This window comes from Caballeronia sp. HLA56, assembly GCF_054655155.1.
The window spans coordinates 964,820-988,158 of the sequence record NZ_BAAHOB010000005.1 but is presented as its reverse complement, the minus strand read 5'-3'; the positions used below and the strand labels follow the sequence as shown (position 1 = coordinate 988,158).

Genomic DNA, 23,339 nt, shown 5'->3' with positions numbered 1-23,339 from the left:
GTCGGATTGTAGTTCCGCCTATCTCGATAATTCAATATGTGATCGCACTGTTCACATAATGGGAGTAAAGCTGACGGCCGACAGCCTTTTGAAAACAAAAAAGCCCTGATAAATCAGGGCTTTAACTTGTTTATCGCGGCCAGCTAAATTTCACTCGGGCAACTCGGCCGCGCCCATTCGCCGCGCGATTACGTTGGCGCGCCTGGTCAGATACGGCGTCGCGCGGTGATCGTCGAAGTATTTCGGACGCGGCAGCATGACGGCAAGCCGTGCGCTTTGCGACGCGGACAGCTTTGCCGCCGTCGTCTTGTAGTAATACTGGGCCGCAGCCTGCGCGCCGTAGACGCCATTACCCCACTCGACCGAATTGAGATAGATCTCGAAGATGCGCTGCTTGTCCATCAAAAGCTCGAGCATCGACGTGATGACGAGTTCCTCGGCCTTGCGGATATAGCTTTTCTCACGCGACAAGAACAGATTCCGCGCCAGTTGCTGCGAAATGGTCGAACCGCCCGCGACGATCTTTCCGCGCGCCTTGTTCTTTTCCCAGGCTTGCAAGATGGCGTCGGTTTCGTAGCCGTTGTTATTGACGAAGTTGGAGTCTTCCGACGCGATGATCGCGCGCTTCAGATTGCGCGAAATCTGGTCGTACGGAACCCACGTGCGTTGCAGTTCGATGCCAGGACGCTCTTTCGCGAGGGTCCAGGCGTCGGCGCGCATGAAGGCCGTCGCGCCGGGATTTACCACGGTCCAGACCGCGATCTGCGCGAAGAAGTAGAGCTGCGTCGCGAGCGCGGCGATAACCAGTACCGACACGCCATAACCGATCCAGCGCGCGGGACCGAGCCGCACCCCGCGCCGCTGCCGCGTGCGCGTGTGCTCGGAAATGGGTGCGGTCGTCATCAGACTTTGGCTGCGAGCACCTGGCGCAGCTCGCGCAATACCGCGCCGCCGTCCGGGCGCACGCCGCGCCAGATGAAGAACGATTCGGCCGCCTGTTCGACGAGCATGCCGAGGCCATCCGCCGCGCGCGCCTGAAGGCGTTCGGCGTGCTGCATGAACACCGTTGGCTTCGCGCTGTACATCATGTCGTAGGCGAGCGTGCCGGCGCCGAACGCGGCGTCGTCGCAGTCGGGCAAGGCGGCGTCGAGACTGCCCGCGGTCGCGTTGACGATGACGTCGTAGCGCCCTTCTTCCGCGCTCTTCGCGCTGCCGCCCGCAAACCGCACGTTCGACGCGAGCGCGGCTTCCGCGAACTGATCGACCAGTTGCAGCGCCTTCTCAGCCGTGCGATTCACGATGGTGAGCGCCGCCGGCGAGCGATCGAAGATAGGCAGCACGACGCCGCGCGCCGCGCCGCCTGCGCCAAGCAGCAACACGCGCTTGCCCGTGAGGCTCACGCCGAGATTCACTTCGATGTCGCGCACGAGGCCGACGCCGTCCGTGTTGTCGCCGCGCACGCCATCCGCACCAAACGACAGCGTGTTGACCGCGCCCGCAGCGGCCGCGCGCGGCGAGAGTGTATTGGCGAAAGCGTGGGCGTCGAGTTTGAAGGGCACGGTCACGTTCATGCCGCGTCCGCCCGACGCCATGAACGTTCTGGCTTGCTCCTCGAAGCCGCCGAGCGGCCCAAGGATGCGTCCGTACTCGATAGGCTCGCCGGTCTGGATAGCGAATTTCGCGTGAATCCACGGCGATTTGCTGTGCTCGATCGGATTGCCGATCACCACGTATTGATCGCGTTGCGTCATCGCGCGCGTCCCGTGAGTTGGCGCGCGGCGTGCGCGCTCTGGATCATGCCGGCGCGCGGCTTCATTCCGCCCGCTCCGAAGACTCTTGCGATTCGCCTGCACCCTCGACTCCGCCGGCACCTTCGGCACCTTCGGCCGACGGCTCCGTCGCGGAGACTTCCGCCTGCGCTTCGGCTTCGCTCTCGGCGCTGAGATCGACGGTTTCGACGATCTCTTCCTCGGCTTCGTCTTCTTCCACCGGCGCGCTTTGCGTGGGCGCGTCGATCACGTGCAGCAGGCGGCACGACGCCTCGACGGTCAGTTCATCGATAGATACGACTTCGAGCATCAAACGCGTGCCGCGCGCATGCACGCCGAGTCCGGGCACATGCAGGATCAGCGGAATTTCTTCGAGACGCACCAGATCGTCCTTGATGACCGATGCTGGAACTTGCCGCTTGTTCTCCTGCTTGAGCCAGCGCAGACACCAGAAATACTCCATGCGGCGCTGATGATCGGCATAAGCGGTGTAGGTATCGTCGAAACCTTGCACCACGGCGAAGAGATCCGCGTCCTTCGGCTTGAACGGCGCGGCGAGCTTGGCCGTCACGCCATGCTGCACGCACGCGAGCAATTGCCACTGATTCACGAGATCGACATAACGGCGCAGCGGCGAGGTGCTCCACGCATATTGTGCGACGCCCAAGCCTTCGTGCGGCGCGGGCGTGGTCTGCATGCGCGTGCGCTTTGGACCGGGACCGCCGAAACCGCGCTGCGAACGGTAAATGCCCGGTACGCCGTGATCGTTGAGAAACGCGCCCCACGACGAATTCGCGAGAATCGCCAGTTCGGCGACGATCAGATCGAGCGGCGAGCCACGGCGGCGCGGCGTAATGGTGATGTGCTCGCCTTCGACATAGAAATTGAAGTCGTTGTTGCGCTGCACTTCGCGCTTCAGACCGTAAGTGGCGCGCGCCTGCTGTCGCTTTTCGAAGAGCGCTTGAGCCAGCGGCCAGAGCACGGCAATGTCCGCCTTGTGCGGATAATCGCCGCTGCCGTCCGCGAGCGTCTCTTCGGTGACGTGTTCGTCGAGATGGTTGTGGCGCAGATTCGACTTCACGAATACACGTTCGGCGCGCGTTTCGGTGGCGACGATCTCCTGCGTCTCGCGATTCACGATGATGTAAAGCGACAGCGCCGGGCGCAAGCCGCCTTCACCGAGCGTGAAAACATTGACGACGTCGTCGGGCAACATGGTGATCTTGTCGCCCGGCATGTAGACCGTGGACAGCCGGCCACGCGCAATGGCGTCGATCGCATCGCCCCGCGCGATGCCAAGCGCCGGCGCCGCGATGTGAATACCCACGCGCACGCGGCCATCGGAGAGATGCTGGACGGAAAAGGCGTCGTCGATCTCGGTCGTCGTGACGTCGTCGATGGAGAATGCTTCGACATCCGCTTCGGGCAAGTCTTCCGGGAAAGGCGCGGGTTGCAGCGACGGAAAACCGACGCCGTGCGGAAAGAACTCCGACAGGAACTTCGCTTCGTGCAAGGCGCGCGCCGAGGCAATTCCGCCGCATTCCAGCATGAGCCGCGCTTGCGAAATTCCGCGCGCGGCCGCCGCCGCTTCGAGCGCCTTGTACTCGATGGAGTTCTTGTCGGGCTTCGTGAGCAAACCGATTGCCTTGCCCGCGAGCGCCTCGGGCAACTTACCCGCCTTCAGTTCCTCTTCGTAGCCCGCTTGCACGAGCGCCTGCTGACGCTTGCGTTCGAGCCCGGCAAGCGCCATCTGCAATTGCTCTTGCGGCGCTCGCTGATACTGCCCGCGCCCCTTGCGGCGAAAGTACACCGGCGCGCCATGCATGCGCAGCACGAGCGCCGCGCGTTCGGCCGCGCCGAATTTGTCGCCGAAGTAATCCGCGCCGAGCGTGGCGAACGGAAATTCGTCGTCGGGCGCGCATTCCCACAGAAAGTCGAGATCGATTTCCTGCGCGATGGCGTCGGCTTCCTGCATCAGCTCGCCCGCAGCGGGTTTATCGAATTCGATCAGCACGTCTTTCGCGCGCACTTTCGCACGCCGTCCGCCCGGCAATTCGACCTGGAAGGCATCGCCCTGTTTGGACAGCACCGATCCGGCCTTGAAACTACCCGATTCCTCGAAGAAAACGTTCACTCAATACTCTCGTAAAACGGTGGACCGGGTCGCGGCAAGCGCGCCGGCGGTTGAATGGGCTATGTCCTCGCGCCGCGCGTGTGTCATGCGGCCGCGGATGCGACGGCGGGCGGCGGTTCGCGTCCGCAGAACGCGAGCACGTCGTCCAGATAGTCGGGGAAGTCGCTGATGGCGTGATCGCCGCCTTCGATCAGCGTGGTGCGCACGCCGGGGTAGTGGGCGAGCATGGTGCGGTAATCGAGCACTTCGTCGCCGGTGGCCGCAATCAGATAGTAACGCTCGGCCTGCGTGATCTTATCGACGGCGAGCGCGCGCAGTTCGTCCAGATGGCGCGGCAACACGGTGATGCTGCCGCCGCCATGCCACAGCGGCTGTTCGCCGAGATAGTGGCTCAGATCGCGCTGCGGCACCACGGCGGGATTGAGCAGCACGGCGCGCCAGCCGTGCTTTTCGGCGAGATACGTGGCGTAGAAACCGCCGAGCGAACTGCCGACCACGGTGATTTCGGCAGCGGATGTATTCGCGACGAGCGATTCCGCCAGTTCGATCGCTTCTTTCGGCGAGACGGGCAATACCGGACACTGCCATTCGCTCAGCCGCCCAAGGTCCGCCAGACGCGCACGCATGACGCGCGCCTTGAAAGATTGGGGCGAGGAGCGAAAGCCGTGCAGGTAGAGAATCACGCGTTTCCTCCGGACGGACGCGCCGAAAGTGCGTCGAGCAGCTTTTGATGCACGCCGCCGAAGCCGCCGTTGCTCATCACGAGCACGTGGTCGCCGGGGCGCGCGGCGGCCGCGACCGCCTTCACCAACGGTTCGATCTCGTTGAATGCCTGTGCCTTGTCGCCGAGCGGTGCGAGCGCTTCCGCCAGATCCCAGCCGAGTTTGTCGCGGCCATCACGCGCGCCGTAGCCGAACACGAGATTCGCGTCGGCGAGACTGCCGGGCAACTGCGCTTTCATCGTGCCGAGTTTCATGGTGTTGGAGCGCGGCTCCAGCACGGCCAGAATGCGCGCGTCGCCAATACGCGTGCGCAGGCCGGCAACGGTGGTTTCGATGGCGGTTGGATGGTGCGCGAAGTCGTCGTAGACGGTGACGCCATCCACGCTGCCCTTCACTTCCATGCGCCGCTTGACGTTGCGAAAGCTCGCCAGCGACTTGACCGCTTGCGACGCCGGCACGCCGACCGAGCGCGCCGCTGCGATCGCCGCGAGCGCGTTCATGCGATTGTGTTCGCCCTGCACTTGCCACTCGACCACGCCTTGACGCTCGCCTTCCCAATACACCGCGAATTGCTCGTCGACGCGCACGCCCTCGGTCGCGGGTAGCGCTTGCCAGCCGCCATCCACACCGAAGCGTTCGACGCTCGACCAGCAGCCGCGCGTCAGCACGCGTTCGAGCGCGCCTTCGCGCCCGTTCGTGACGATGCGTCCGATGCCCGGCACCGTGCGCACGAGATGATGAAATTGTGTTTCGATGGCGGCGAGATCAGGGAAGATATCGGCGTGATCGAATTCGAGATTGTTGAGCACCGCCGTGCGCGGCCGATAGTGGACGAACTTCGAGCGCTTGTCGAAGAACGCGGTGTCGTATTCGTCGGCTTCGATGACGAAGAAGCTCGAGTCGGTCAGTCGCGCGGAAATGCCGAAGTTGAGCGGCACGCCGCCAATGAGAAAGCCCGGATTCAAGCCCGAATCTTCCAGTAACCACGCAAGCATGGAGCTCGTCGTGGTCTTGCCGTGCGTGCCCGCAACCGCCAGAACCCACTTGCCCGTAAGCACGTGCTCGCCGAGCCACTGCGGACCCGACGTGTAAGGCAGGCTGCGGTCGAGAATGGCCTCCATCAGCGGGTTGCCTCGCGACACCACGTTGCCGATCACGAACAGGTCGGGTTCGAGCGCGAGTTGCTCGACGCCGTAACCTTCGATCAGTTCGATGCCTTGCGCTTCGAGTTGCGTGCTCATCGGCGGGTAGACGCCGGCGTCGCAGCCGGTGACCTTGTGGCCCGCTTCGCGCGCCAGCACGGCGAGTCCGCCCATGAAGGTGCCGCAGATGCCGAGGATGTGGATGTGCATAAACCGTGTCGCGCCGCGTGGGCGAAGAGTGCGGGAAACATGAAACGGCGCCGCGTGCACGCCGTGCGCGAAGACGCCTGGAGGCGCATATTGTAACCGACGCACTCCGCCACCTTACGCCCGCCGGCAGCCGATGCAAACCGGCGCGATCGAGGGCCGATCAACGCTCGATCGAGACCCGATCGAAGCCGTTCAACGATATCTAGTATTATTTCGCCATGGTTCGCAAATCACATTTCGATCCGCAGCGCGTGCGCGAGGAAATCGCCATCGCGGCCGCGAGAATGATCGCCGAAGACGGCCTCGACTACTCCACAGCCAAGCGCAAGGCGGCGCGGCAGGTGGTCGGCGAGGCGAAGATCGGCGGCGAGTTCTTGCCCGACAACGATCAGATCGAAGAGGAGATCCGCGAGTATCAGGCGATCTTCCAGAGCGACAGTCAGCCTGTCGTCCTGCGCCGCATGCGCGAGTTCGCGCTCGAATGGATGGAACGGTTGAAGCCCTTCGATCCTTATCTGACGGGCGCGGTACTCAACGGCACGGCGGGCGAGCATTCCGACGTCCACTTGCAATGCTTCTGCGACAACCCGAAGGAAGTCGCGATCTACTTGCTGAATGCGAACATTCAGTACGACGTGTCGGAGACGCGGCATTTCGCCGGGCGCGGTTACGTAGAAACGCTGAGTTTTTTGCAGCGCATACCGGGCGAGGAACCAATGGGCCTGCACATCGCGCTCTACGATCCTGACGACTTGCGTGGCGCCGTGCGCGCCGATGGCCGCGGACGTCTCGCGCGTGCGAACGCCGCGACGGTACGCACGCTGCTCGATCATCCCGATACCCCGTCGCTCGAAATCAGCGGCTGACTCTATTTTTTCCTATGAACAGCAAACGGATTCTGGCGCTTCTAGTCGTCGCGGTCGCGGCGACGGTGGGCGGCTTCTACGCGGGGCATGTCTTCACCGGCGGCGAAACCGTGGCCGCGACACAGAACAACGGCAACGCCGTCGAACAATTATGGAAGGCCGCGCCGCCGGGAGCCTCGGGCACCGCGCAACCGCTTGCATCCTTCAAAGGAAAACCGGTCGTCGTGAACTTTTGGGCTTCGTGGTGCGGACCGTGCGTCAAGGAAATGCCGGAGTTGTCGGCGCTACATCGCGAATATGAGAAAAAAGGCATCACATTTATCGGCTTGGGAGTGGACAGCGAGAAGAACGTCAACGATTTTCTCGGAAAGGTGAAGGTGGACTATCCCGTCTATGTGACGGGCTTCGGCGGCGCCGACCTCGCGCGCAGCTTCGGCAATAACGCGGGCGGTTTGCCGTTCACCGTGGTGATCGACGCAAAAGGCGTGGTCCGGTCGACCAAGCTTGGTGAAGTCAACGTCGCCGAACTTAAGCGTACACTCGACGCGCTGTAAAAATTCGCTGCGTTTTTAACCGAAGTGTCGCTCAATAAGCAGCAAGTTAGCAGGTTGAACGCCGATCTTGCCGGAACTTCGCTCTTTCGCTACGACTTGTCCGAACTTCTGCCCTAATGATCGGACCCTGTCGGAACGGTAAAACTAGACAAAATTCACTAAAGAGCGCTAAAGTGCGCCGAATTCCGCACAACCCGAAGCGACCATGAACACTCAACCGGTGCCGCAAGGCGACATTGCTGTCGAAACCGACACGCGTTTGGTGTGCGCCAGCCTTTTCGCAGGCCATCGGGGAGCGCGCTTTAAAACGATCACGATGACGCATTCGACATGAACGCGCCTTGCGTGCCAATCGATTCTGCCGCCGCAACTTCGGCTCACGTTTGGTTCAGCGCACGGCGCTTGCAGCAAACGCGTGCCGAAGCGCTGGCCCTGCCGGTCCGCGGCTGACAGTCAGAACACCACAAAGTCAAGTCAAGCACCGGGGACAGTCCCGGTCTCCAAGCATTGAAAGGGGAATTTTCGATGGACCTTCGTAAACTTAAAACGCTGATCGACCTCGTCTCGGAATCCGGCATCTCGGAACTCGAAGTGACGGAAGGCGAAGGCAAGGTTCGCATCGTCAAGAATGCGGCGCCGGTCTACATGCAGGCGCCTCAGCAATACGCGCCGCAAATGCAGGCCGCACCCGCGCCGTTCGCCGGCGGCGCAGGCGAAGGTTCGGCGGCGCCCGCCGCGAGCCCCGCTGCCGTCGCGCCGCAAGGACACATCGTCACTTCGCCGATGGTCGGCTCGTTCTACCGCGCGCCGTCGCCGGGCGCGGACCCGTTCGTCCAGGTCGGCGATACGGTCAAGGAAGGCCAGACCATCTGCATCATCGAAGCCATGAAGCTCCTGAACGAGATCGAAGCCGACAAATCCGGCGTCGTAAAGGAGATCCTCGTCGAGAACGGTCAGGCGGTCGAATACGGCCAGCCGCTCTTCGTGATCGGCGACTGACGCGTTACGCCGGACGACGCCGGATGCACCTCATCACGATGGCTCGCACCGTGTTTTCGATCTCCGGCTGCCCGCCGTGTCCGCGCGCTTCGCATCGGTTTTCCCCGATGCCCGAACCGCGCGCCGCCGATTCGATTCCCGAGGGCGCGCCCGTCGCGCCCGTTGATGAGCCGACCCACAGCCATGTTTGAAAAAATCCTCATTGCGAACCGCGGCGAGATCGCGCTTCGCATCCAGCGCGCGTGCCGCGAACTGGGCGTCAAGACCGTTGTCGTCTACTCGGAAGCCGACAAGGAAGCAAAGTACGTGAAGTTGGCCGACGAAGCCGTGTGTATCGGTCCGGCGCCGTCGAACCTCAGCTATCTGAACATGCCCGCGCTCATCAGCGCGGCCGAAGTCACGGACGCCGAAGCCATCCACCCCGGCTACGGCTTCCTTTCCGAGAACGCCGATTTCGCCGAACGCGTCGAGCAATCGGGCTTCACGTTCATCGGGCCGCGTCCCGAAACCATCCGCATGATGGGCGACAAGGTCACGGCCAAGCAGACCATGATCAAGACCGGCGTGCCGTGCGTGCCGGGCTCGGAAGGCGCGTTGCCGGACGATCCAAAAGAGATCGTGAAGATTGCGCGCACGGTCGGCTATCCGGTCATCATCAAGGCGGCGGGCGGCGGCGGCGGACGCGGCATGCGCGTCGTGCATACGGAAGCGGCGCTCGTAAACGCGGTAAACATGACGCGCGAGGAAGCGGGCCGTGCGTTCGGCAATCCGCAGGTCTACATGGAAAAATTCCTGGAGAACCCGCGGCATATCGAGATTCAAGTGTTGGCTGATTCGTTCCGCAACGCGATCTGGCTCGGCGAGCGCGACTGTTCCATGCAGCGCCGACACCAGAAAGTGGTCGAGGAAGCGCCGGCGCCGGGCATCGCGCGGCGGCTGATCGAGCGTATCGGCGACCGCTGCGCCGACGCGTGCAAGAAGATGGGCTATCTCGGCGCGGGCACGTTCGAGTTCCTGTACGAGAACAACGAGTTCTACTTCATCGAAATGAATACGCGCGTGCAGGTCGAGCATCCGGTGACGGAACTCATCACGGGCGTGGATATCGTGCAGGAACAGATCCGCATCGCGGCTGGCGAGAAGCTCTCGATCCGCCAGAAAGACATCCAGTTTCGCGGCCACGCGATCGAATGCCGGATCAACGCGGAAGATCCGTTCAAGTTCACGCCGTCGCCGGGACGTCTTACGTCGTGGCACGCGCCGGGCGGTCCGGGCATCCGCGTCGATTCGCACGCCTACAACGGCTATTTCGTCCCGCCCAACTACGACTCGATGATCGGCAAGCTGATCTCCTACGGCGCGACGCGCGAGCAGGCGATCAACCGCATGCGGATCGCGCTCTCGGAAATGGTCGTGGAAGGCATTCAGACCAACATCCCGCTGCATCGCGAACTGATGATCGACGCCAAGTTCGTCGAAGGCGGCACGAGCATCCATTACCTCGAAAACAAGCTCGCCGCGCGCAAGGCGGCGGTGGCCGAAGAGTCGAAGGCATAAGCGAGTCGATTAGCATGAGTTACCGGGAATTGATCGCCGAGCTGGATCGCGAGCACGCGGAAGCGCTGTCGGATGCGTTGCTCGACGTGGGCGCGCTGTCGGTCTCCGTCGAGGACGCCGACGCCGACACGCCTGACGAGCAACCGCTTTTCGGTGAACCCGGCCTCACGCCGGAGAAGAGCGCGTGGAAGCGTTCGCGCGTGGTCGCGCTGCTCGCCGACGACGCCGATCCCGCCGTGCTTCTCGCGGCCGCCGCGAATGAGATCGGTCTTGCCGACACGCCCGCCTATTCCCTGCGCGAAGTCGAAGAGCAGGATTGGGTGCGGCTCACGCAAGCGCAGTTCGATCCGATTCATATCGGCGAGCGTATCTGGGTCGTGCCTTCGTGGCATGACGCGCCCGACCCGGACGCGCTCGTGCTCGAACTCGATCCGGGCCTCGCGTTCGGTACGGGCAGCCATCCGACCACGCGGCTCTGCATGGAGTGGCTGGAGCAGTCGGTGAAACCCGGACAGTCGTTGCTCGATTACGGTTGCGGCTCGGGCATCCTCGCGATTCTCGCGAAGAAGTGCGGCGCACAGCCGGTATATGGCATCGACATCGACCCGCAGGCGGTGGAATCCGCGCGTCAGAATAGCGAACGCAATCACGCCGACGTCATCTACGGTCTGCCCGACGAATGTCCTGCCGGCGAGTTCGATATCGTCGTTGCCAACATTCTGTCCAATCCGCTCAAGCTGATGGCGTCGATGCTTGCCTCGAAGGTGAAAGCGGGCGGCCGTATCGCGTTGTCGGGCATTCTCGCGCGGCAGGCCGACGAGGTCGCGGCGGTCTACGCGCAGTGGATCGACATCGCTGTCTGGCGCGAGCACGAAGGCTGGGTGTGCCTCGCCGGAACTCGGCGCGAAAGCCTTTAGAATAACGCCATCGTCCACGACTAGGCCGCGAGGCCAATGGCACTCTCCTATGGCGCTGGCAACCCGCTGCCCACACTGCGAAACCGTCTTCAGGCTGGACCCGCATCTGCTCGCGCCGCATGACGGCCGCGTGCGTTGCGGCCATTGTCAGGAAGTCTTCGACGCCGCGCATCATCGCTTCGAGCTTCCGGAAGAGCATGCCGCGCCGCACGAGGCGCAACATGCGGCGATCATCGACGATGAAGTCGCCGTCGGTCCTGCAAGCTTTGCGTCCGACGCGAATGGCGATGCATCGGCGAATTCGGTGGCAGCGGAATCTCCGGGTGTTACGGCGCCGGCAACGCCGAAGATAGCGAAGGAAATAGAGAAGCCGGCGACGCCGAGTCCGGCAGCGCCTGCCGCTGTAAAGCCTTCGACGCCTCCCGCCGCCAAGCCGATCACGCGAAAGACACCCGCGCCGGTTCCAAGCGGACCGTCTGCATCTGCGCCTCGACCGCTCGATCTCGGCGCGAATAATCCGCCCGCGCCGCCCGTGCCTTTGGCGCCTGGCGAGGACAGCGACCGCACCGTCTACGCGAATACGCCTGCATCCACGCAACCAGCGCAGAACCATCCCGCGAAGCAGTTCGTTCGTGTCGATGCACCGCCAGCCGATCACGTCGCCCCGGCCGCACAATCTCCAACGCGCCCTGTCCCTCCGTCCGAGACACCCGCCGCACGCTTCGTTCCGCCGGACGATCGCGCGGAGCCGTTCATCGGGCCGACGCCGACCGCGGCCGAACCGCCACGCCCCGCACCGGAGCCAGCGCCCGCCGCCGACTGGGGCAAGGACCCCGAGCCGGCCTTCGGCGCAAAGTCACCGCGCCCGCCGGGCGCCGCGCACGCGGCCAGCGCCAACGAAGCGTTCCCGGTCATCCGCGAATCGCGCGATGCACTCGGTCCGCTCGATCCGCCCGATCCCGAATGGACGCGTCCGCGCACGGGCTGGCGCGCGGCGGGTATCGTGCTCTCGGTGCTGCTCGTGCTGACGCTGATCGGCCAGATATTGTGGTGGCAACGCGAATCCGTCATGGTCTACGTTCCCGGCACGCATTCGCTCTACGCGGATATCTGCTATCAGCTCGGCTGCACCATCGCGCCGCCGCGCTATATCGACGGGCTGCAGATCGAGAGCTCCGGGCTGCGTCAGGTCGACGGTCCGCACAAGCTCGAACTGAAGCTGTCGCTGCGCAATCGGTCGGAGGTATCGCTGGCTTATCCTGCGCTCGAACTCACCCTGCTCGACGACAAAAGCAACGTCGCCGTGCGCCGCGTGCTGTGGCCGCAGGATTACGCCCGACCGGGTACGATATTCCCCATCGGCCTTCCGCCGCAAAGCGCGCAGCCGGTCGTCGTGAGGCTGGATACGGGCGATGCGGTCGCCGCGAACTACAGGGTTCAAGTTTTCTATCCGTGATGCGTGCCCGCGCGGCCGCACGAACCCTGTCCCTTCTGACGCGCGCGTTGGCATCGAAGATGAACGAACGCGCGCGCTTTCCCGTCAGCATCTGACACATTCTCTGGAGCGCAACATGAGTCAAGTTACCCTCGGCGGCAATCCTATCGACGTACGCGGCACGTTTCCGGGCGCCGGACAGCAGGCGGCCGAATTCACGCTCGTCGGCGCCGATCTCGGCGACGTCAAGCTGGCGAATTTCGCGGGCAAGCGCAAAGTGCTGAACATTGTGCCGAGTCTCGACACGCCGACCTGCGCGACCTCGACGCGCAAGTTCAACGAAGCCGCCGCCGGCCTCGACAACACGGTCGTGGTGGTCGTCTCGGGCGATCTGCCGTTCGCCGCCAAGCGCTTCTGCACGACCGAAGGCATCGAAAACGTGGTGACGGCATCGACGTTTCGCGGTCACGAATTCGCGGAAGCTTATGGCGTGGACGTCACGAGCGGACCGCTCAAGGGCCTGACGGCACGCGCCGTCGTCGTCCTGGACGCAGACAACAAGGTGCTGCATTCGGAACTCGTGCCGGAAATCAAGCAGGAGCCGAACTACGACGCCGCGCTTGCTTCGCTCAAGTAAGGTCGACGGCATGCCGGACCGCCGCGGCGGTCCGGCGGTCCGCATACGGGACGCGGTGGACGCTCATAAGGGTTTCACCGCCGCGCGCCGTATGCGCACCCTCTTCCTCGGCACCTAAACTTAAAGGACGTTCGCCTTGGCTACGCTTATCTGCGGCTCGCTCGCCTACGACAACATCATGACTTTCCAGGGCCGCTTCGGCGACCACATCCTGCCGGACCAGGTGCACATGCTGAACATCAGCTTCCTGGTGCCGACGATGCGGCGCAACTTCGGCGGCTGCGCGGGCAACATCGCCTACGCGCTCAAGCTACTTGGCGGCGATCCCAAGATCATGGCGACACTGGGCGCGGCGGATGCTCAGTTGTATATCGACCGGCTCGACGCGCTCGGTATCTCGAAAGAGTACGTGCGCGTCCTGCCGGACCAGCACTCGGCGCAATGCTTCATCACGACCGACCTGGCGAACAATCAGATCACCGCGTTCCACCCCGGCGCGATGATGGAGTCGCACCTGAACCGCGCCGACGAAGCGAAGAACATCTCGCTTGGCATCGTGGCTCCGGATGGCGCCGACGGCATGCGCGAGCACGCGGCGCAATTCGCGTCGGCGGGCGTGCCGTTCGTGTTCGATCCGGGTCAGGGTCTGCCGATCTTGGAAGGTGTCGAGCTTTGTCGCATGATTGAACTTGCCACTTACGTGGCGGTCAACGATTACGAAGCCAAGTTGTTGAGCAACAAGACCGGATGGTCGATCGAAGACATCATGAGCCGCGTCGATGCGCTCATCATCACGCGCGGCGAGCATGGCGCGCAGATCTATCACGAGGACGGCGTGCTCGAAGTGCCCGCCGTGAAAGCGCGGCAAGTCGTCGATCCCACTGGCTGCGGCGACGCGTTCCGCGGCGGCCTGCTGTACGGTATCGAAAACAAGCTTGGTTGGGAAAAGACGGGCCGTCTTGCAAGTCTGATGGGTGCATTGAAGATCGAACATCAGGGTCCGCAAACTTATGAGCCGGCACGTGCCGAAATTGAAGAGCGTTACAAGCAGGCTTTCGGAAGCAGCCTGTCGTGATTGAGTGGAGTAATGGAATGAAAACGATAAGTCGTATCGCGCTTGCAGTAGCGCTCGTCGGCTCGGTGGCGCTCACGGGCTGCGCCTACAACAGCAGTTCGCCGGACGTGTACACGGCTTCGCAGGCGCAACGTGAAGAGACGGTGCGCATGGCGACCGTCGAAAGCGTGCGGGGCGTGAAGATCAGCTCGAACAACGGTCAACCGACCGGTCTCGGCACCATAGGTGGCGGCGCGCTCGGCGGCGTGGCCGCAGCCAGCGTCATCGGCGGCGGCAACGGGTCGATCATCGCGGGCATCATCGGCGGTCTGGCAGGCGCGGTCGCGGGTAACGCGGTCGAGAACAACGTCGCCATGAAAAACGGCCTGGAGATCACCGTGCGTCTCGATAACGGCGACATGCGCGCCATCACGCAAACCTCGAACGGAGAAGTGTTCCAGGCAGGCGAGCGAGTTCGCCTGCTGTCGAGTGGCGGCGTCACACGCGTCACGCACTAAGGTATTCAGCGGAGGATTAGCCCTCGCGTGGGCTCGTCAGATCGAGCGCACGCAGGTCTTTCGCGTTCCGAACGAAGCGCATGTATTGAAAGATGCATGCGCTTTTTCTTTGGCTCACGAAAACGCGGCGAAGCCCCAAGTCATGCGAACGGAAAAACCCGCCGCCAGGTTTCCCTGAGCAGCGGGTTTGAGGCCGGGTAGGCCTACCCGGTCGAAAGGCACATCGGTGTGTGCCGTGGTCCTGCCAACTACGAACGTAAAGACTTACGGACGGCTGCCCGTCGGGAACGGCCATGCTGCCGCCGGATTCAACGCCGTCTTGACTGCGGCGGCCGGAGCCGGAGCAGGCGTCGATACGGTCGTTGCCGTCGTTGCAGGAGCGGCAGCCGTAGTCTTCTTCGCAGCAGCGGCCTTTTTGGCCGGAGCTTTCTTGGCTGCGGGAGCCTTCTTCGCTGCGGGAGCAGCGGAAGCAGGAGCGGCAGCGGGGGCAGGCGCAGCGGCGGGAGCAGGGGCAGCAGCGGTTTTGGCGGGAGCCTTTTTCGCGGCAGCCTTCTTTGCAGGAGCCTTTTTCGCGGCAGCCTTTTTGGCGGCAGCCTTCTTCGCGGGGGCCTTCTTCGCCGCAGCCTTCTTAGCAGGCGCCTTCTTGGCAGCAGCCTTCTTCGCTGCGGCCTTCTTCGCAGGCGCCTTCTTCGCGGCTACTTTCTTGGTGGCTACCTTCTTCGCTGCAGCCTTCTTGGCGGGCGCCTTCTTGGCAGCAACCTTCTTCGTTGCGACCTTCTTAGACGCTACCTTCTTTGCTGCCGCCTTCTTGGCCGGAGCCTTCTTAGCCGCAACCTTCTTCGCCGCGACCTTCTTCACCGCGACTTTCTTGGCTGCTACCTTCTTCGTGGCGACCTTCTTGGCTGCTACTTTCTTCGCCGGAGCGGCCTTCTTTGCGGTGACTTTCTTTGCTGCAACCTTCTTGGCTGCGGGTTTTTTCTTGGCAACTGCCATGGTTTTTCTCCTTCAGGTTTTCAGATGAGAGTCAGTTCAAACTACACCCTTCGTCAAAACCCGCTTCCCACGCGTCGCTTCTCAAGGCGCACGCTACGAAGCGGATTATTCATCGGCGTACGCTGATCCCACCTGCTTACGCTAATGAATACGGCAAGGCGCGCCGTGCCCTTTGGCACCGCGCGCCAGATAGTGTCAGCACCGCTGATACGCGGCGCCGGCCATCGCTTGATCGAGCCAGCGAGCTTGCCGCTGGCGTTTTCCGGGGGGAAGTTTGCCCATCCCATTGAAGGGATCGCAAAAGGCCTGTCTTCTATCGCAGCCGTGTACGAGCACGGGCTAGCTAAGTCACAAGGCGCACTCTGCATCAGGCGACCGTTCTCCTAAACCTTGTCGGCCGAGCGCGCGTGAGTGTCACGCCGCTGCCCGGCCGTCCCATCGATTTCGTCTGCAACACGTCCTGGGCTTGTTGTTATTCCCAGGTCAGCGCGCCGCCGGTTTGATACTCAATCACGCGTGTCTCGAAGAAGTTGCGTTCCTTCTTCAAGTCGATCATTTCGCTCATCCACGGGAACGGGTTTTCCTCGTTCGGGTAGAGCGGGTCAAGCCCGATCTGCTGGCAACGCCGGTTGCAGATGAAGCGCAGGTAGCTCTTGAACATCGACGCGTTCAGGCCGAGCACCCCGCGCGGCATGGTGTCTTCAGCGTAGCGATATTCAAGTTCGACCGCCTCCTTGAAGAGCTCGCGGATCTCGGCCTTGAAGTCGGCGGTCCACAATTGCGGCTCTTCGAGCTTGATCTGGTTGATGAGGTCGATGCCGAAATTGCAGTGCATCGATTCATCGCGGAGGATGTACTGATACTGCTCGGCAGCCCCCGTCATCTTGTTCTGGCGACCCAGCGCCAGGATTTGCGTGAAGCCTACATAGAAGAACAGCCCTTCCATGATGCAGGCAAACACGATCAACGACTTCAGCAATTTCTGGTCCGCTTCCAGCGTGCCCGTGGTGAAGGCCGGGTCCGTCAACGTCTGGATGAACGGAATCAGGAACTCGTCCTTCGCGCGGATGGAAGCGACTTCGTGATAGGCGTTGAAGATTTCGCTTTCATCGAGCCCGAGCGATTCGACGATGTACTGATACGCGTGCGTATGGATGGCTTCTTCGAACGCCTGGCGCAGCAAGAACTGGCGGCACTCGGGAGCGGTGATGTGACGGTACGTACCGAGCACGATGTTGTTCGCGGCGAGCGAGTCTGCCGTGACGAAGAAGCCCAGGTTGCGCTTGACGATGCGGCGCTCGTCGTCCGAAAGACCATTCGGGTCTTTCCACAGGGCGATGTCGCGCGACATGTTCACTTCCTGCGGCATCCAATGGTTCGCGCAACCCGCAAGGTACTTTTCCCACGCCCACTTGTACTTGAACGGCACCAACTGATTGACGTCGGTCTTGCCGTTGATGATGCGCTTGTCCGCGACGTTGACGCGCGCTTCGCTTTGCGCGGCGATGACGCCGGCGGAAGGAGTCGCGGCTGCGGGCGGAACGAAGCCATCGGAGAAGATGTTGTTCGCTTGCGCGATCTGATGAGCAGCTTGATGAGCTTGGGCAGCACGATGATCGACATGCGCTGTACCTTGCGTACCGAAAGTCGTGCCTTGAGCGTTCTGCAACGGGTTCTGTTGCGAAGCGCTCGAGGGAGCTACGGCAGTGGTCTCGTCATCCCAGTTGAGCATAAATTCTCACCATCAATTTAGTTCGGTTTGTACCATCTTTCCATGAGCATTAAAAGAGTTTGCTCATGGAAATTCTCGTTTTCACGCGTTTTAGTTTCGGCGTTGCTTCCTGCATACAACATTTGGTTCATCACATCGTGTGTGAAGCGTCATGCAAGATCGGTGGAAGCGTGTGTGAAGCGGTCCTGATCGAGTGTGTTCGATGACATCGGCGAGTGCTTCGACCGTGTTCTCTCGAAGCTCTGAGAGCGTTGCCGCATAAGGCTTTGCGGCTGACGATCAAATCATGTCGCGTGACTTCGCGCTTGCTCGATGACTCTCTTCGCGATAGATGCCGCGTAGCGCTGACGTTCTTGCTTGCGATGTTCGAGCGATGCAATGTCGAGCGATGTCACAAGACTCAAGCGCTTGGATGATTCGTGGTGTCGATACGTCATCTCTGCATGCTCTTCGCCGTGCTTCGATGTGCTTTGCCGTGGTCTCGCGAGACGCGGATGCATGAGCTCGACGAGTGACTCGATGCAAGGGTTCGAAGCCTGTTCATGCATGCACCGAAGGCTGTTTTCGACCTCTCGGCAAAGCGCTCCGATGCGTCGAAACCGTTGCCGAAGTCTAGCATTTGGCGCATTCAATTTCCACTAGATATTGTGTCTTGCGTTCCCGGCAAATACAACCTATAGCGCTCGACGCACAGCCTCAGCGGCCTCGCAGCGGATCGAGCAGAGAGCGCAAATTGTTATGGTCGATCTCATGCATGAGCGCAAGCAGGCGACCCAGCTTTCCCTCTGGAAAACCCTCACGCGCGAACCACGCGAGATAGTGAGCGGGCAAGTCGGCGATGAGCCGGTCCTTGTACTTGCCGTAGGGCATCGTCTGCGTGACGAGTCGTTGCAGGTCTTGCGGGTCCATCGCTTCTTCACTCCTCTTCCATGTTCAACGCGGCGCATTGCGAGTTTCGTACTCGTCGGCTGCTCCATATCGGTGCCATAATCGCCGCTCTCGCTGCCTCGTGTCGAACGCGATTCTCCATGCCGATCGCCAAAGCTCTCATCGCCCCTCTCATCGTCGCGTGCGCGATGTTCATGGAAAGCGTCGATGCCAATGTCATCGTCACTGCGATTCCCGAAATGGCGCGTGCCTTCGGGCGCGATCCCGTCACGCTGAAGATTGCCGTCACGAGTTATGTGCTCGGCCTCGGCGTCTTCATACCGATCTGCGGCTGGGTCGCCGACCGCTTCGGCGCACGCACCGTGTTTCGTGCGGCCATCGGCGTGTTCGTGGTCGGCTCTATCCTATGCGCGGCGTCCACCTCGCTCGGACCATTCACGGTGGCGCGCTTCATCCAAGGCGTCGGCGGCGCGATGATGGTGCCGGTCGGGCGCATCATCATCTTCCGCTCGGTGCGGCGCGCGGACTTCATTCGCGCGATGAACTATCTCTCGCTGCCCGCAATGCTCGGACCCGCCGTGGGGCCGCTGCTTGGCGGTTTCATCACGACCTATCTGCACTGGCGGCTGATCTTCTTCATCAACATTCCGATCGGCATTCTCGGTATCTATCTGACCAACCGCTACATCGCGGATTCGCGCGAGGAGCATCCGGGCAGGCTCGACTGGTTCGGCTTCTTTCTCTCGGCGGGCGCGGGCGTGCTGCTGCTGCTCGGCTTGTCGCTCGTAGGCGGCGAGCTCGTGTCGCCAAGCGTGGCCATTGCGATGTGCGTCGTCGGCGCGCTCATGGTCTCGTTCTACATCATGCATGCGGCGCGCGTCGAACGGCCGCTGCTCGATCTGCGCTTCTTCAAGGTGCCGACGTTTCAGGCGAGCGTGATCGGCGGATCGCTCTTTCGCATCGGGCTTGGCGCGGTGCCGTTTCTGCTGCCGCTCGCGTTGCAGGAAGGGCTCGGCATGACGGCCTTCAAGTCCGGCGCGATCACCTGCGCTTCGGCTTTCGGTGGCATGTTCATGCGCTCGCTGGCGTCGCGCGTGTTGCGGCGCTTCGGCTTTCGACGCACGCTCTTCTTCAACGCGGCGCTTTCCGGCATTGCCATCGCCGCCTGCGGGACCTTCTTTCCGGGCACGCCGACCTGGCTGATCTGGGCAGTCGTGCTGCTTGGCGGCTTCTTTCCCGCATTGCAGTTCACGAGCCTCAACTCGCTCGCTTATGCGGAGATCGAAACGCGCGATGTCGGACGCGCGACGAGTCTCGCGAGCTTCGTGCAGCAGGTATCGCTCGGGCTGGGTGTGACGATCGCCGGCGTGACGCTCGAGTTCTCGCAGTATCTGAACGGACATTCGGCTGTGCAGTGGTCGGATTTTTGGCCCGCGTTTTTCGTCGTCGGAATGTTTTCGTTTTTGTCGATGCCGATAACCGCGCGATTGCCGCTCGATGCCGGCTCGGAGATTTCGCAAGGAACGCGAGGTTGATGAAAGCCTGAAGCGCCACGCTGCAAAGCCGCGAAGCAAACAGAACGATCGAACCAAAACGAAACCGGGCCGGCACCGCGCGCTTCCTTCAACGAAGCACGCAATGCCGGCCCGGCGTAAAACATAAAGCCCTACCTGATCGAACCGCCAGCAACTAGCTTACTGACAAGCTTCGCACTCGTCGAAGCCGGGGTCGCCGGGACGCATCATGCAGACGGGCCCATCCGCTTCCGGAGCCGCTTCAACCGGCACGGCAGCAGCCACCGCCGCAGCGTTGAATCCGCCCGCCGCCGCACCGCCAACCGCGCCGCCGTTGAATCCGTCCGCACCACCAGCGCCAGCGGCACCGCTACCGCCATCGCCTGAAGGAACCGCGTTGAGCGCGCCGTGCGCCACCGTCGACTTCTCGACGTGCGTCGCCGCCATCGTGCGGAGATAGTAGGTGGTCTTGAGGCCGCGCAGCCATGCGAGCTTGTAGACCTCGTCCAGCTTCTTGCCCGATGCGCCGCCCATGTAGATATTGAGCGACTGCGCCTGATCGATCCACTTCTGGCGACGCGCCGCCGCTTCCACCACCCACTTCGCGTCCAGCTCGAACGCGGTGGCGTAGATGGCGCGCAGATCGGCCGGAATGCGGTCGATGCGCGAAAGCGTGCCGTCGAAGTACTTCAGGTCCGACACCATGACTTCGTCCCACAGGCCGCGCGCTTTCAGGTCGCGCACCAGGTAGTCGTTGACCACCGTGAACTCGCCCGACAAGTTCGACTTGACGTACAGGTTCTGGAACGTCGGCTCGATACACGCCGACACGCCGATGATGTTCGAGATCGTCGCCGTCGGCGCAATCGCCACGCAATTCGAATTGCGCATGCCGTGCGTCGAGATGCGCGAACGCAGCACGGACCAGTCCATGGATTCGGACGTGTCGACTTCGACATAACCGCCACGCGCCTCGGCCAGCAACTGCAGCGTGTCCTGCGGGAGGATGCCGCGATCCCACAGCGAGCCGCGATAGCTCGAGTAACGGCCGCGCTCTTCCGCCAGTTCCGTCGACGCGTAGTAAGCGTAGTAGCAGACGGCTTCCATCGAACGATCCGCGAACTCGACCGCTTCTTGCGACGCATACGGCGTGCGCAGCAGATGCAGGCAGTCCTGGAATCCCATGATGCCCATGCCCACCGGACGATGCTTCAGGTTCGAGTTACGCGCCTTCGCCACCGCGTAGTAATTGATGTCGATGACGTTGTCGAGCATGCGCATCGCCACACTGATGGTGCGCTTGAGCTTCGCGTGATCCAGCGCGAGCGTGCCGTCCGCCTGCTTCGCCAGGTGCGCGACCAGGTTCACGGAACCCAGATTGCACACGGCGATTTCGTTGTCGCTCGTGTTCAGCGTGATTTCCGTGCACAGGTTCGACGAGTGCACGACGCCCACGTGCTGCTGCGGCGAGCGCACGTTGCACGGGTCCTTGAACGTGATCCACGGATGACCGGTCTCGAACAGCATGCCGAGCATCTTGCGCCACAGTTGCGCCGCGGGCAGCTTCTTGAACAGCTTGATCTCGCCGCGCGCCGCTTTCTCTTCGTAAGCCGTGTAGGCCTTTTCGAAAGCCGCGCCGAACAGGTCGTGCAGGTCCGGGCAGGTAGCCGGCGAGAACAGCGTCCAGTCGCCGCCTTCGTGCACGCGCTTCATGAACAGGTCGGGAATCCAGTTCGCCGTGTTCATGTCGTGGGTGCGGCGACGGTCATCGCCCGTGTTCTTGCGCAGTTCCAGGAATTCCTCGATGTCCAGGTGCCACGTCTCCAGATACGCGCACACCGCACCCTTGCGCTTGCCGCCCTGATTCACCGCGACGGCCGTATCGTTCACGACCTTCAGGAACGGCACGACGCCTTGCGACTTGCCGTTGGTGCCCTTGATGTGCGAGCCGAGCGCACGCACGCGCGTCCAGTCGTTGCCGAGCCCGCCCGCGAACTTCGAGAGCAGCGCGTTTTCCTTGAGCGCTTCGTAGATGCCGTCGAGGTCGTCGGCGACGGTCGTCAGATAGCACGACGAAAGCTGGGAACGGCGCGTGCCGGAGTTGAAGAGCGTGGGCGTGGACGACATGAAGTCGAACGACGACAGCACGTTGTAGAACTCGATGGCGCGCGCTTCGCGGTCGATCTCGTTGAGCGACAGACCCATTGCGACGCGCATGAAGAACGCTTGCGGCAGTTCGATACGCTTGCCTTCCGTGTGCAGGAAGTAGCGGTCGTACAGCGTCTGCAGGCCGAGATAGCCGAATTGCAGATCGCGGCTCGCGTCGAGCGCGGCGCCGAGACGCTTCAGGTCGAATTGCTGGAGCTTGTCGTCGAGCAGTTCGGCTTGCACGCCCTGCTTGATGAATTGCGGGAAGTATTCGGCGTAGCGCTCGCCCATTTCGGCTTGCGTCACTTCGCCTTCGAGAATTTCGCGGCGGATGGTGTGCAGCAGGATGCGCGCGGTGACCTGGCTGTACGCCGGGTCTTTTTCGATCATCGTGCGCGCGGCGAGGATGGCCGAGTCGTAGACCTGGCTCATCGGCACGCCGTCGTACAGGTTCTTCACCGTTTCGGCGACGATCGGATCGGCGGAGACGGCATCGCCCAGATTGGCGCAGGCCGAGACGATCAGAGCCTTGAGCGCGTCCAGATCGAGCGGATGCGTGACGCCGTTGTCCACCACGTTGATGCCGCTCGCGTTCGCCCGGACTTCCGGCGCGTGCGCGCGCTCTTGCGTGCGCTTCTCGCGATACAGCACATAGGCACGCGCGACGTTGTGCTCGCCGCCGCGCATCAGCGCGAGTTCGACCTGATCCTGAATGTCTTCGATATGGAACGTGCCGCCATGCGGACGGCTGCGCACGAGCGCGCGCACGACGGCTTGCGTCAGTTGGTCGACGAGTTCGCGCACGCGAGCGGACGCCGCGCCCTGACCGCCGTTCACGGCGATGAACGCCTTCGTGACCGCGATGGCGATCTTCGACGGCTCGAACGACACCACGCTTCCGTTGCGGCGGATGACTTTGTAGTCCGCGTACGTCGTATTCGGCGCGAGCGCTGGCGCACCCGATGCATTGGCGCCGCCCTGCGGCCGCGCGGATGCGCCTTCGAAGGAAGTCGTGGCGTTCTCGGTGGTTTGCATGTGCAAAACTCCTGATGTTCGAATGGTGCGGATGGTCCGCGGATTTATCACTTATGCCGCGCGCGTTTGCTGTCGTCGTTGAACCGATGCGACACGCGCGATGTTTGACGGTAAAGCCAGGCTGTGAATACAGCAGGCTCGGAACACGAATCGCGCAAAAAATAACGCCGATAACGGCCCGCATTGTTTCTGGCGTCTCATGCGATGCCCGCGTTGGCGCGCGGTGTCGGTCGACGCGATTTCACGTTTCAACTCGCGTTCCGACTCACGTTCCGACTCACGTTTACTTGCATGCCTTCTTCACGGTGCTTCTTGCTGGCGCTCGATACACCCGATGCCCCATTCCTCGCAGATGGAAGCGTCGCGCGCACCGCCCCGGGCCAGCCAACTTCTCTTACGCCGGAAAGCCGACGGCGCCGGCTCATTAGAGCGGGCGCCGCCTCAACAACACAAGATATAGTGCAAAGTACGTCTTTCGGCACCAAGTATAGTGGACTTTCGCACAGTCTCAAAAA

Annotated in this window: 19 protein-coding genes and 1 pseudogene; 10 read left to right on the top strand and 10 right to left on the bottom strand. The window is 62.4% G+C overall.

Annotated features, from left to right (window positions below):
• Positions 1–150: 150 nt before the first annotated feature.
• The 5 genes from mtgA to mpl form a co-directional block, all read right to left on the bottom strand.
• Entirely contained in the window at positions 151–903 is a 753-nt protein-coding gene (mtgA, locus tag ACYQ47_RS24180) for a monofunctional biosynthetic peptidoglycan transglycosylase (protein WP_244826254.1), read from the bottom strand.
• Positions 903–1,751, bottom strand: coding sequence for a shikimate dehydrogenase (aroE, locus tag ACYQ47_RS24175; RefSeq protein ID WP_250492725.1), 849 nt, complete (start codon positions 1,749–1,751; stop codon positions 903–905). Before aroE ends, mtgA begins: the two co-directional genes overlap by 1 nt.
• Before the next feature lie 61 nt (positions 1,752–1,812).
• Positions 1,813–3,903 carry a ribonuclease catalytic domain-containing protein gene (locus tag ACYQ47_RS24170; RefSeq protein ID WP_459907282.1) on the bottom strand — a complete coding sequence of 697 codons (2,091 nt, stop codon included), beginning with the start codon at positions 3,901–3,903 and terminating at the stop codon, positions 1,813–1,815.
• Between the two features lie 83 nt (positions 3,904–3,986).
• The gene (locus ACYQ47_RS24165) at positions 3,987–4,586 is read right to left on the bottom strand and encodes a YqiA/YcfP family alpha/beta fold hydrolase (RefSeq protein ID WP_309962414.1); all 600 of its coding nucleotides are present in this window, start codon (positions 4,584–4,586) and stop codon (positions 3,987–3,989) included.
• Positions 4,583–5,977, bottom strand: a complete 1,395-nt coding sequence (gene mpl / locus ACYQ47_RS24160; RefSeq protein ID WP_459907280.1) for a UDP-N-acetylmuramate:L-alanyl-gamma-D-glutamyl-meso-diaminopimelate ligase — start codon at positions 5,975–5,977, stop codon at positions 4,583–4,585. The genes ACYQ47_RS24165 and mpl overlap by 4 nt, the downstream gene beginning before the upstream one ends.
• A gap of 218 nt (positions 5,978–6,195) precedes the next feature.
• On the opposite strand from mpl, the gene ACYQ47_RS24155 reads away from it, so the two are divergent.
• The 9 genes from ACYQ47_RS24155 to ACYQ47_RS24115 all read left to right on the top strand — a co-directional run bounded on the left by ACYQ47_RS24155 (position 6,196) and on the right by ACYQ47_RS24115 (position 14,514).
• The gene (locus ACYQ47_RS24155) at positions 6,196–6,843 is read left to right on the top strand and encodes a UDP-N-acetylmuramate--alanine ligase (protein ID WP_244826259.1); all 648 of its coding nucleotides are present in this window, start codon (positions 6,196–6,198) and stop codon (positions 6,841–6,843) included.
• 14 nt (positions 6,844–6,857) lie between these two features.
• Complete coding sequence (locus ACYQ47_RS24150; protein WP_244826260.1) at positions 6,858–7,397, top strand: TlpA family protein disulfide reductase; 540 nt, start codon at positions 6,858–6,860, stop codon at positions 7,395–7,397.
• 525 nt (positions 7,398–7,922) lie between these two features.
• Complete coding sequence (gene accB / locus ACYQ47_RS24145; RefSeq protein ID WP_244826261.1) at positions 7,923–8,396, top strand: acetyl-CoA carboxylase biotin carboxyl carrier protein; 474 nt, start codon at positions 7,923–7,925, stop codon at positions 8,394–8,396.
• Between the two features lie 183 nt (positions 8,397–8,579).
• Positions 8,580–9,953 carry an acetyl-CoA carboxylase biotin carboxylase subunit gene (gene accC / locus ACYQ47_RS24140; RefSeq protein WP_244826262.1) on the top strand — a complete coding sequence of 458 codons (1,374 nt, stop codon included), beginning with the start codon at positions 8,580–8,582 and terminating at the stop codon, positions 9,951–9,953.
• 14 nt (positions 9,954–9,967) lie between these two features.
• Positions 9,968–10,870: a 50S ribosomal protein L11 methyltransferase gene (gene prmA / locus ACYQ47_RS24135; RefSeq protein WP_250465677.1), complete on the top strand. Its 903-nt coding sequence runs from the start codon at positions 9,968–9,970 to the stop codon at positions 10,868–10,870.
• A 49-nt stretch (positions 10,871–10,919) separates the two neighbouring features.
• The gene (locus ACYQ47_RS24130) at positions 10,920–12,326 is read left to right on the top strand and encodes a DUF3426 domain-containing protein (RefSeq protein WP_459907275.1); all 1,407 of its coding nucleotides are present in this window, start codon (positions 10,920–10,922) and stop codon (positions 12,324–12,326) included.
• Positions 12,327–12,441: 115 nt separating this feature from the next.
• Positions 12,442–12,942 carry a thiol peroxidase gene (gene tpx / locus ACYQ47_RS24125; RefSeq protein ID WP_250465680.1) on the top strand — a complete coding sequence of 167 codons (501 nt, stop codon included), beginning with the start codon at positions 12,442–12,444 and terminating at the stop codon, positions 12,940–12,942.
• Between the two features lie 136 nt (positions 12,943–13,078).
• Positions 13,079–14,017 carry a carbohydrate kinase family protein gene (locus ACYQ47_RS24120; RefSeq protein ID WP_244826266.1) on the top strand — a complete coding sequence of 313 codons (939 nt, stop codon included), beginning with the start codon at positions 13,079–13,081 and terminating at the stop codon, positions 14,015–14,017.
• 17 nt (positions 14,018–14,034) lie between these two features.
• Positions 14,035–14,514 (top strand): outer membrane lipoprotein, encoded by a 480-nt coding sequence (locus ACYQ47_RS24115; RefSeq protein WP_244826267.1) that lies wholly within the window; start codon positions 14,035–14,037, stop codon positions 14,512–14,514.
• 264 nt (positions 14,515–14,778) lie between these two features.
• On the opposite strand, the gene ACYQ47_RS24110 is transcribed toward ACYQ47_RS24115, so the two are convergent.
• The 4 genes and pseudogenes from ACYQ47_RS24110 to ACYQ47_RS24095 form a co-directional block, all read right to left on the bottom strand.
• Positions 14,779–15,507, bottom strand: coding sequence for a histone H1-like DNA-binding protein (locus ACYQ47_RS24110; RefSeq protein ID WP_244826268.1), 729 nt, complete (start codon positions 15,505–15,507; stop codon positions 14,779–14,781).
• A 31-nt stretch (positions 15,508–15,538) separates the two neighbouring features.
• Positions 15,539–15,875: pseudogene (locus ACYQ47_RS24105) on the bottom strand (hypothetical protein).
• Between the two features lie 104 nt (positions 15,876–15,979).
• Positions 15,980–17,239, bottom strand: a complete 1,260-nt coding sequence (locus tag ACYQ47_RS24100; protein ID WP_250465682.1) for a ribonucleotide-diphosphate reductase subunit beta — start codon at positions 17,237–17,239, stop codon at positions 15,980–15,982.
• A gap of 696 nt (positions 17,240–17,935) precedes the next feature.
• Positions 17,936–18,148, bottom strand: a complete 213-nt coding sequence (locus tag ACYQ47_RS24095) for a DUF3820 family protein (RefSeq protein WP_250465684.1) — start codon at positions 18,146–18,148, stop codon at positions 17,936–17,938.
• Between the two features lie 119 nt (positions 18,149–18,267).
• On the opposite strand from ACYQ47_RS24095, the gene ACYQ47_RS24090 reads away from it, so the two are divergent.
• Positions 18,268–19,662, top strand: coding sequence for an MFS transporter (locus ACYQ47_RS24090; RefSeq protein WP_459907270.1), 1,395 nt, complete (start codon positions 18,268–18,270; stop codon positions 19,660–19,662).
• Between the two features lie 159 nt (positions 19,663–19,821).
• Here the strand turns inward: ACYQ47_RS24090 and ACYQ47_RS24085 are convergent, their stop codons facing one another.
• A complete protein-coding gene (locus ACYQ47_RS24085; protein WP_459907268.1) occupies positions 19,822–22,824 on the bottom strand; it encodes a ribonucleoside-diphosphate reductase subunit alpha in 3,003 nt (1,000 codons plus the stop codon).
• Positions 22,825–23,339 lie beyond the last annotated feature (515 nt).

Excerpts from the sequence above, each read along its gene's own strand:
- ACYQ47_RS24090 (WP_459907270.1), top strand. The coding sequence starts at position 18,268 with ATGCCGATCGCCAAAGCTCTCATCGCCCCTCTCATCGTCGCGTGCGCG.
- accB (WP_244826261.1), top strand. The coding sequence starts at position 7,923 with ATGGACCTTCGTAAACTTAAAACGCTGATCGACCTCGTCTCGGAATCC.
- aroE (WP_250492725.1), bottom strand. The coding sequence starts at position 1,751 with ATGACGCAACGCGATCAATACGTGGTGATCGGCAATCCGATCGAGCAC.
- mpl (WP_459907280.1), bottom strand. The coding sequence starts at position 5,977 with ATGCACATCCACATCCTCGGCATCTGCGGCACCTTCATGGGCGGACTC.
- prmA (WP_250465677.1), top strand. The coding sequence starts at position 9,968 with ATGAGTTACCGGGAATTGATCGCCGAGCTGGATCGCGAGCACGCGGAA.
- tpx (WP_250465680.1), top strand. The coding sequence starts at position 12,442 with ATGAGTCAAGTTACCCTCGGCGGCAATCCTATCGACGTACGCGGCACG.
- ACYQ47_RS24110 (WP_244826268.1), bottom strand. The coding sequence starts at position 15,507 with ATGGCAGTTGCCAAGAAAAAACCCGCAGCCAAGAAGGTTGCAGCAAAG.
- ACYQ47_RS24150 (WP_244826260.1), top strand. The coding sequence starts at position 6,858 with ATGAACAGCAAACGGATTCTGGCGCTTCTAGTCGTCGCGGTCGCGGCG.
- ACYQ47_RS24130 (WP_459907275.1), top strand. The coding sequence starts at position 10,920 with ATGGCGCTGGCAACCCGCTGCCCACACTGCGAAACCGTCTTCAGGCTG.
- ACYQ47_RS24115 (WP_244826267.1), top strand. The coding sequence starts at position 14,035 with ATGAAAACGATAAGTCGTATCGCGCTTGCAGTAGCGCTCGTCGGCTCG.
- accC (WP_244826262.1), top strand. The coding sequence starts at position 8,580 with ATGTTTGAAAAAATCCTCATTGCGAACCGCGGCGAGATCGCGCTTCGC.
- ACYQ47_RS24100 (WP_250465682.1), bottom strand. The coding sequence starts at position 17,239 with ATGCTCAACTGGGATGACGAGACCACTGCCGTAGCTCCCTCGAGCGCT.
- ACYQ47_RS24155 (WP_244826259.1), top strand. The coding sequence starts at position 6,196 with ATGGTTCGCAAATCACATTTCGATCCGCAGCGCGTGCGCGAGGAAATC.
- ACYQ47_RS24095 (WP_250465684.1), bottom strand. The coding sequence starts at position 18,148 with ATGGACCCGCAAGACCTGCAACGACTCGTCACGCAGACGATGCCCTAC.
- ACYQ47_RS24085 (WP_459907268.1), bottom strand. The coding sequence starts at position 22,824 with ATGCAAACCACCGAGAACGCCACGACTTCCTTCGAAGGCGCATCCGCG.
- mtgA (WP_244826254.1), bottom strand. The coding sequence starts at position 903 with ATGACGACCGCACCCATTTCCGAGCACACGCGCACGCGGCAGCGGCGC.